Source organism: Marinomonas sp. BSi20584 (assembly GCF_002792415.1).
Lineage (GTDB): Bacteria > Pseudomonadota > Gammaproteobacteria > Pseudomonadales > Marinomonadaceae > Marinomonas > Marinomonas polaris.
Map to the genome: position 1 here is coordinate 1 of NZ_KZ454912.1, position 7914 is coordinate 7914.

Here is a 7914-nt window from a genome sequence, read left to right on the forward strand (position 1 = left end):
CATGGCAACAACAAATAATCCGAGTGCCAATTCTTGAGCTGACGGAAGAGATCTTTCCTCTAACCGTTCCACACGCGCACTTTAAATTTATGTCAGACATGGGGCAAAGCCTCCTTACTATGAAAAAGCATCGTTCAGTCTATTTTTTATGACGATCCAACGCTCTTTTGGTGTGTGTTTCTAATTCTACGTGGTTTTCAAAATATATATTTAGTGTTCGAAACGCAGTGTCAAAAGATTCCCATGTTAATTCTGGATTGTGAAAATTGGACTCACTTCTTGCAAAATCAAATAGATTATTAATCAGTGCTCCTAATTCCCCAAGGCTATATAAACAGCTTAAATGATATGATGAATTTGTAACTGTATTAAATGAAACTGAAAATTCATTCATTCTAGTGTGGTGAATTTGTAATAATCTTAATATGTTTGATAAATACTCACCAACTTCTGGTTGAGCGTGTCTTATACAGTTTGTAAACACTTCAGCATAAGACCTCGGCAATTCCGGAATTGAAGGAGCCTCTGGGGCAGTAATTTCTGTACCCGGAGGTCTTTCTATGCCAGGAATTTTCATGGCTCTTAATCTTGGATTTAACGAGTGTTCATAAGCACTAACTAATATTGGAGCGCTTAATTTTAAATAGCTATTAAGCTCACTTAATGCATGAGGAAGGAATGCTTTCGAGGCTACGAATTCTCTATTTCTTTGTTGTTCGGAATTGTAACGTGAAATGTAGAAGGCAATGCTGCTAGATATGAATGCTAGGATGCCTACGTTTAGTGCTTGCCATCGTTCCCATACATCTTGGACTTTCTGCCAATCGTAATCATTTTGTATCCATGGCGATATGAGCATACAGGTTGTGTAAATTATTGCTATTACAGCGATTAGCCAAGGTCCTAGTTTTATTATTTTTTCCATCTAAGTCTCATATTGATCGTGATTTGATAGCCATTTATGGATAATAGCATTTTTTGTTTTATCGCCCAATTAATGGTTATTTCACATAGCACTTTAGTTTTTCCGAACCAGTGTAAATCCATAAAGTGAAAGCTTCGCTTCCATCGTCAGATTACGCCTCGTTCCTCGTCTCATCAGACCTACGGTCTTTGCCTTGAACAAGTCAGTTCGACGCGACGAAGTTGCTCGACTTTATGGCGTTTCAGAGTCATTCCAAAATATCCTTTCGCACATCAACAAAACCAATCTATGCTTCTCATCTGGCCTACGGTATTGGATTTAACTATTGGTAAGTCTATGTTCAATGCTTTTGGGATTCTGGCGATTATCTAATACGGCTAAAATCAAGACTTGATCGTCTATAACTTGGTAGTAGATTGAAAAAGGAAAGCTGCGGGCAAGAACTCGGAATCTGCCATTAATGTTAGGATGAATATCTGCAAAAAATCGCAACCGTTCAATATCACGATTTAAGTCTTTCTCGTACCTCTTCAAAACTGCGCCATTTTTCAGTTTCGTTAAGCTCATGCTTGCGAGTTTCTAATTCTTGCAGATGCCATTTAGGTGAGTCAAATTCAGCTTGGTTCTGAGCCAATGCACTCATTACGGCTTCCATTAATTCAATTTGCCCATCGAATGGCAGTTCTGCGATTTTTTTCGTGTCAATCAACATACCAAGCTCCTTTGTTCGGTTTCTTGAAAATAAGTATACCTGTATTCACAAAATAATCATTTCCTCTTTTTCACTCGCTTCTTTCAGCTAAAAGCCATTGAGAGGAAATAAACACACTTGAAGACCCAAAGAGCACCCCATCCTCCGCCTTCCCCTTAGAAAAGACAAAAGGGGAAGGGACTTGGTGATTAGTAGACGTTACCTTCTGTGCTTGTCCCTCAACATTATCGGCCTCTATGAAGAAGTCAGTTCGACGCGACGAAGTTGCGCGACTTTATGGAGTTTCAGAGTCAGTTAAAAATAGGCTTTCTAAAAGCATCAAAAACAATCTATGCCTTACTGCCCTAGAGCGTCGGTAAAGCTATTCTTCGATGACAAAAATCAGGCATTAAAGATCTTAAAGAGACCTTTTGGTTACTTTTGCGGATCTGGGCAAAAGTTACCCGCTCAGCAGAGCGGAAAAAAGCTCCTTGCTCAAAGCATTTGAATGGAATGTGAATTCCGCGTCGGGCTAAAGCTGAGACCTACCGAGCTTGATTCCCGCTTTCGCGGGAAGGGCGTTGCTTGGATTCTAGCGGGGGGCTGGATCTAAAAAGGACAAGCCGCGACAAACGCCACCCATGCTTTGGTAAACGGATGCCTAAACTCTAGCCGATAGGCGTGCAACAACAACCGAGGGTCGTTCTGAAACTCTGGGTCGTAGAATTCATCGCCAATAATCGAGTGTCCTAGGCTTTGCATGTGAACACGCAGTTGGTGAGAACGGCCAGTAAACGGCACGAGTCGAACACGGGTGGTGTTGTTTTCGTAGGCCATTTTTTCCCAGTAGGTGATGGAGTCTTTGCTCCATTCGTCGGTGCAAATTATTTGTCTTGGGCGATTTGGCCAGTCGCAGCGCAGTGGTTTTCGTACTTCGCCTTTTTCGCCCAAAAGATGACCGCGCAGTAAGGCGCGGTATTCTTTTTGGACTTCTCGTTCACGAAAATGCGCATACATGCGTTTTTGACATTCGTGGGTTTTTGCCACGAGGATTAAGCCTGAGGTGGCTTCATCCAGTCGATGTATAGCAAAGGCTTCGCCAAATAAACACTCTGCTCGATACAAGATAGAATCGAGCTTATCTGGGCCACGACCGGGCACAGATAAGCAGTTGGCAGGTTTGTTTATTACGGCAAACCATTCGTCTTCGTACAATATCTCTAAGCGAGATAGCTCTAAACTCGGCACGGCATCCTGCACAGGATGTTATTCCGGCTTGGTAGTTAAGATGATACGAATCGCATCCAAGCGGATTTGGTGCTCGTCGATACGAGTCAAACCTTCTTGCATGTTGGTTTCAAGACGTTCTATGTCTTCATCACGAATGGTGTCGTTGAAGGCTTTCAATTCCACTAAACGTTCGATTTCATTCTGGCAACGATGTTGGTAAGACGTTTTCGCTGCGTGAACGATCGGACGCGCTTGGTCTTGAGCATTCAACTGGTGAGCTTGCAGTACTTCAATAAGGTTTTTGCGCAAGGCAGCAACCCATTGTTCCGCGACTCTGTTTGGCACGCCTTTCAGTTTTTCGGCCCATTTGTCGGCAGTAAATTGTTGATGGAGGAATTTGCCGTTTGAGTCAGACAATTGCCACATTGGTGTCATTGGCAGAGATTGCGCCAATTTCAAACGTGGGTGAGCCGTCGCTTCGATGACGAACATACTTTCTACCAATACTGTGCCTTCTGGCAATGCAGCGATTGGCAAGATAGCCGAAGTAAGCTTGCCAGAGTCAAAGCCTTGAACTTCGTCCATTAGCATGGTGATCAGAGGGTGTTCCCAAGTTGCGAACGCTACGTCTTCACGCTGGCTAGCTTGACGGCGATCAAGCATGAGCATTTTACCTTCTTCTTCTATGCCTGGCAGTGCTTCGAGCATCATGTCAGTAGAAGGGCGCAAGAACCAAGCGGCGCGATCTGGATCATCATTGATGCAATCTGCGTAGATGTTGAACGCGTGAGTAACTTGCTCAATGTAGTGATGCAGGCCTTTTGTCGCTTGGTTGTTAATCTGTTCGATTAACGCACGCGCTTGTTCTGGACGGCACGAACTCATTTCTAGCAAGCGGTTACGACCTTCTTCCATTTGTTTTAGTAGCGCTTCATGGTAGATGTTTGCTTCTTTTAGCAAATCAGTGTCGTCGTCTTGACCATGCAAGTAGGCATGCAAGCTGTCGCCAAAAGCTTCTTCGACTTTATCGCCAGAACCCGTAGTACGACAAAATGCGTTTAGGGCGTGGTGGTACCAGTTGAATAGGCGCTCTTGCACGCTTTTCTTGATATAAGGGACGTGAATTTGCACGTCGTTTAGTTGTCCTAGACGATCAAGACGACCAATACGCTGTTCGAGTAAGTCTGGGTGCTCTGGCAAATCGTACATAACGATGTGATGGCTGAACTGGAAGTTACGGCCTTCACTGCCGATTTCAGAACACACTAAAATTTGTGCACCGTTATCGTCTGCGAAATAAGCAGCAGCTCGGTCACGGTGGATCAGTGGCATTTGTTCGTGGAAATCGGCACTTTGGAAGCCAGCAAAAGTCAGTTGGTCATTTAGCCATTGTGCCATGTCGGCGGTGTGACAAATGACGAGGACTTTGTCTGCTTGGCATTCTAGGAATTCTTTTAGCCAAACCCAGCGTGGATCTTTTTCCCATAAGCCGTCAGACACTTCGGTTTCTGGTTGCACATGGCGATCTGCAGATTCGAAGTGTTCATTGTTTTCTAACGGATAAGAATGAAGGTAACGATCCGGGAAACCACCCACAGCGGCGCGGGTGTTACGGAACATTTCACGGCCTGTTCCATGACGGTCAATCAGCCAGCTAATGGCTTCTTTTGCGGCTTCGGTTTGTTCTGCACCAGATTTGGTTGTAAGTGCTTGGAACCAGTCTTTTGCACTGACTTCTTGTAAGTAAGAGCCAAACGCCGTGTTCCAATCTAGCGCTTTTGGTGAGCTGTCTTCTTGGCTGAACGGCAACAGTGCTTCTGCTAATTCAGCCGCTTGTTTGAATGCTTGTTGTTGTGCTTGATAATGCTCGAAATCGTGATAATGATCAGCATCCAACAGTTGCAAGCGAGAGAAATGCTCGCGTTCGCCAGTTTGTTCTGGTGTTGCGCTCAACAGCAATAACGATTCTGTTTTGGCGGCTAAACGTGCTACAACTTGATAGCCAATGCTTGGTGTTTCTGGGTGCCAAGCAAGGTGATGGGCTTCGTCGACAATCACCATGTCCCATTCTGCATCCAACATGTGCTGAGTGGCTTTCGGATGTTGGCTCGCCCAATCGATTGGCGAGATAACAAAAGGTTGTTGTTCAAACGGGTTGTCGTCGCCTTCCATGAAGTCTTCATACACGGATTCGTTGATCAGTGAGAATGGCTGGTGGAAGCGGCGTAGCATCTCAACCAACCACTGATGTTGCAGGTTGGTTGGAGTCAGAATAAGTACGCGTTTGCAGAGGCCGTTTAGTAGACGTTGATGCAAGATCAAGCCGGCTTCTAGGGTTTTACCCATACCGACTTCGTCACACAAAAGCGCGCGTGCTTTCGGGCGATTAGCGATCTCATGAGCCAAATAAATCTGGTGCGGTAGAAGCTCTGCTTTCAAGCCCATTAAGCCACGAACTGGTGATGCTGCGTTGGCCGCTTGGTGTTCAAGCGTATGGCGACGTAGGTCGAACCACATACGACGAGCTGGCGAAAGCGCCAGTAAAGAATCGAGCTCGTTCTTATCGTTACGTGGGAATTGAATGATGGATTCTTCTAACCAATCATCGTCTTCGCTGATACGGTATTCGATCAGGTCATCAATTTCTTCTACTTCCAATATGGTGAAGGTCTCATCTTGAAAGTGCAGTTGATCGCCGACAGTTAAAGTGCGTCGAACAAGACTAGTCTGGTCATTTGAGTATTGACGATCCGCTTCCGCATCAGGGAAGTGCAAGGTAAAAGACTTGTTTTGTTTGTCTACTATCATGCCTACGCCGAGATCAGGCTCGTTGCGGCTACTCCATCTTTGTCCAGTTTGGTACATAGTTATTCGTTGTCCGGTTCAATTAAAGTTAAACTGCCTTGGCATAAATCCGTCAATGCGATTTTATGTTCAGGCCAAGTACGTTCAATAACAGCAAGAACAATTACTATGCTGTCACTGTATGTTTTGTTGGTTATTTCTATATCGCTCTGTTCTAGCCAATATTCAACCTTACCCAGTAAAGAGTAGGCGATTTTCAGCTGAACGGGGCTGCGCGGGTACACATTTTCATATTCTGTTTGCGAAAGCGCTTCTTGTACGGCTTGGCTGTAGGCTCTTACTAAGCCTCCCGCACCGAGTTTCACACCGCCAAAAAAGCGTGTCACGACTACTGTGGTTTCACCAAAATTGGAATGCTGTAACACATTCAGCATAGGTTTACCCGCTGTGCCTTTAGGCTCACCATCGTCACTTTGATCCCATAGATGGGCATTATTTGGCATACCTGCAATAAACGCCCAACAATGATGGTTAGCATCAGGGTAACGCTGGCGCATTTTTTCGATAAAAGCCTTTGCCGCATCACGGCCGTTCGTACGACAAACCGTCGTAATAAACTGACTATTTTTTATTTCTAGATCAAAGCGTTGCGTGTGTGTTGGGCTTAGGTAGTAATCCATGTAAACTTATCGAGACCTTAGCATGACTGCTGCGCGCGCCAATACAGTGTTAAAAATAGACTCAAAATGCTCATTTATAACCTATAAACTCCGCTTTTTCGTCTATTTTTGCCTCGTCTTGCCTTTGCTCGTGACGTCATGCAAATGCCTCACTTTGTTAAAAACAGACATTTAAAATAGCGAGTTTTAATTCATATGACAGATTGGCTTTCGCAATCAGTTTGGGTGTTATCGGGCTTTTGTATCGGCGCGATTCTTCTATCTGGCATTGCTGGTGCTATTGTACAGGCTATGCGCCGTCAGTGGCAGCACACACAAGAAAAAATGCAGCAACAAAATGAGGAATTAAAGCGTCTTTTAGAACAATCGAAAGATCAGATTCATTATTTGGAGAAAGAATCGCTGACTTTAGAGCAACAATTTGCTGCCGCGCAAAGTGTTTGGCAGGAAAAGGAAGCCTTTTACCGCGAGCAAAAAAAGCAAAACGAAACCGAATTTAAGCAAATAGCTCATGAAATAATGAGCCAGCAAGGTCAGCAACTAGCGAAAGAAAACGAGCGTCAATTGGGTTCTTTATTAACGCCGCTTGGTTCGCAAATCCAAAAGTTTCAAGAAAGTGTAGAAAAGAGTTATCAAGAAGAAGCCCGCGAGCGTTTTTCGTTGGTGAAAGAAATTAAAGGTCTGCAGTTACTGAATCAAAAAATCAGCGATGATGCGGTGAGTCTAACCCATGCATTGAAAGGTCAAAATAAACTGCAGGGTGGTTGGGGTGAAGTGATTCTGGAGCGAATTTTAGAGCGTTCAGGTTTGGAAAAAGGCCGTGAATATGAGACGCAAGCTTCTTATCAAACTGCAGAAGGTCGACGTTTACAGCCAGATGTAGTGATCCATTTGCCTGAAGGCAAGCAAATCATTGTCGACTCCAAAATGGTGCTGATTAGTTATCTGGCTTATATGGAAGCCGAAACCGATGAAGACAGAAATCGAGCGCTTAAACAGCATTTGGATGCAGTGCGTCGTCATATGAAGGAGCTGAGCGCAAAGTCTTATCACGATTTACCGGGCGTCACTTCGTTGGATTTTGTGTTGTTGTTTATCCCAATTGAAGCGGCGTTTGGTTTAGCCTTACAAGGCGACAATGGTTTGTTTAGTGAAGCCTTCGAACACAATATTATTATCGTCGGGCCGTCTAATTTATTAGCGACTTTACGTACCATTCAAAACATTTGGCGCAATGAAAAACAGAGTCAAAACGCTATTGAAATTGCGCGTCAAGCCGGTGCAATGTACGACAAGTTTTCGGGATTTGTACAAGATATGGACGACATCGGTAGCAAGCTGGAAGCCGTGAGTCGTACTCATGATTCTGCCTTGAAAAAGCTAACTGCAGGACGCGGTAATCTAGTTGCTAGAGCGGAGAAGCTAAAGTTGATGGGTGCTAAGACGAGCAAGGCATTGCCAGTAGAGTATCTTAACGATGATGTTTTTACCGATGAACCGAACGAGTAATTGAATCTTGTCGTGTTTCATTACTCGTCGTTTTTGGCGTAAATTGTAGATACCATCTCTCCTAATCAGCCTCA

General features: G+C 44.4%; 6 protein-coding genes. 1 reads left to right on the top strand and 5 read right to left on the bottom strand.

Features of this window, described 5'->3' with window-relative positions:
* Positions 1-139: 139 nt before the first annotated feature.
* The 5 genes from TY87_RS22155 to TY87_RS22175 form a co-directional block, all read right to left on the bottom strand.
* The gene (locus TY87_RS22155; RefSeq protein WP_100188732.1) at positions 140-925 is read right to left on the bottom strand and encodes a hypothetical protein; all 786 of its coding nucleotides are present in this window, start codon (positions 923-925) and stop codon (positions 140-142) included.
* 502 nt (positions 926-1427) lie between these two features.
* Positions 1428-1637, bottom strand: a complete 210-nt coding sequence (locus TY87_RS22160) for an addiction module protein (protein WP_100188733.1) — start codon at positions 1635-1637, stop codon at positions 1428-1430.
* Positions 1638-2225: 588 nt separating this feature from the next.
* Complete coding sequence (locus TY87_RS22165; RefSeq protein WP_232617218.1) at positions 2226-2876, bottom strand: RluA family pseudouridine synthase; 651 nt, start codon at positions 2874-2876, stop codon at positions 2226-2228.
* Positions 2877-2882: 6 nt separating this feature from the next.
* Positions 2883-5711, bottom strand: coding sequence for an RNA polymerase-associated protein RapA (rapA, locus tag TY87_RS22170; protein WP_100188734.1), 2829 nt, complete (start codon positions 5709-5711; stop codon positions 2883-2885).
* A gap of 2 nt (positions 5712-5713) precedes the next feature.
* Entirely contained in the window at positions 5714-6331 is a 618-nt protein-coding gene (locus TY87_RS22175; RefSeq protein WP_100188735.1) for a YigZ family protein, read from the bottom strand.
* Between the two features lie 195 nt (positions 6332-6526).
* On the opposite strand from TY87_RS22175, the gene TY87_RS22180 reads away from it, so the two are divergent.
* Positions 6527-7840 carry a DNA recombination protein RmuC gene (locus tag TY87_RS22180; protein ID WP_100188736.1) on the top strand — a complete coding sequence of 438 codons (1314 nt, stop codon included), beginning with the start codon at positions 6527-6529 and terminating at the stop codon, positions 7838-7840.
* The last annotated feature ends 74 nt before the right edge of the window (positions 7841-7914 follow it).

Excerpts from the sequence above, each read along its gene's own strand:
- TY87_RS22155 (WP_100188732.1), bottom strand. The coding sequence starts at position 925 with ATGGAAAAAATAATAAAACTAGGACCTTGGCTAATCGCTGTAATAGCA.
- TY87_RS22160 (WP_100188733.1), bottom strand. The coding sequence starts at position 1,637 with ATGTTGATTGACACGAAAAAAATCGCAGAACTGCCATTCGATGGGCAA.
- rapA (WP_100188734.1), bottom strand. The coding sequence starts at position 5,711 with ATGTACCAAACTGGACAAAGATGGAGTAGCCGCAACGAGCCTGATCTC.
- TY87_RS22175 (WP_100188735.1), bottom strand. The coding sequence starts at position 6,331 with ATGGATTACTACCTAAGCCCAACACACACGCAACGCTTTGATCTAGAA.
- TY87_RS22180 (WP_100188736.1), top strand. The coding sequence starts at position 6,527 with ATGACAGATTGGCTTTCGCAATCAGTTTGGGTGTTATCGGGCTTTTGT.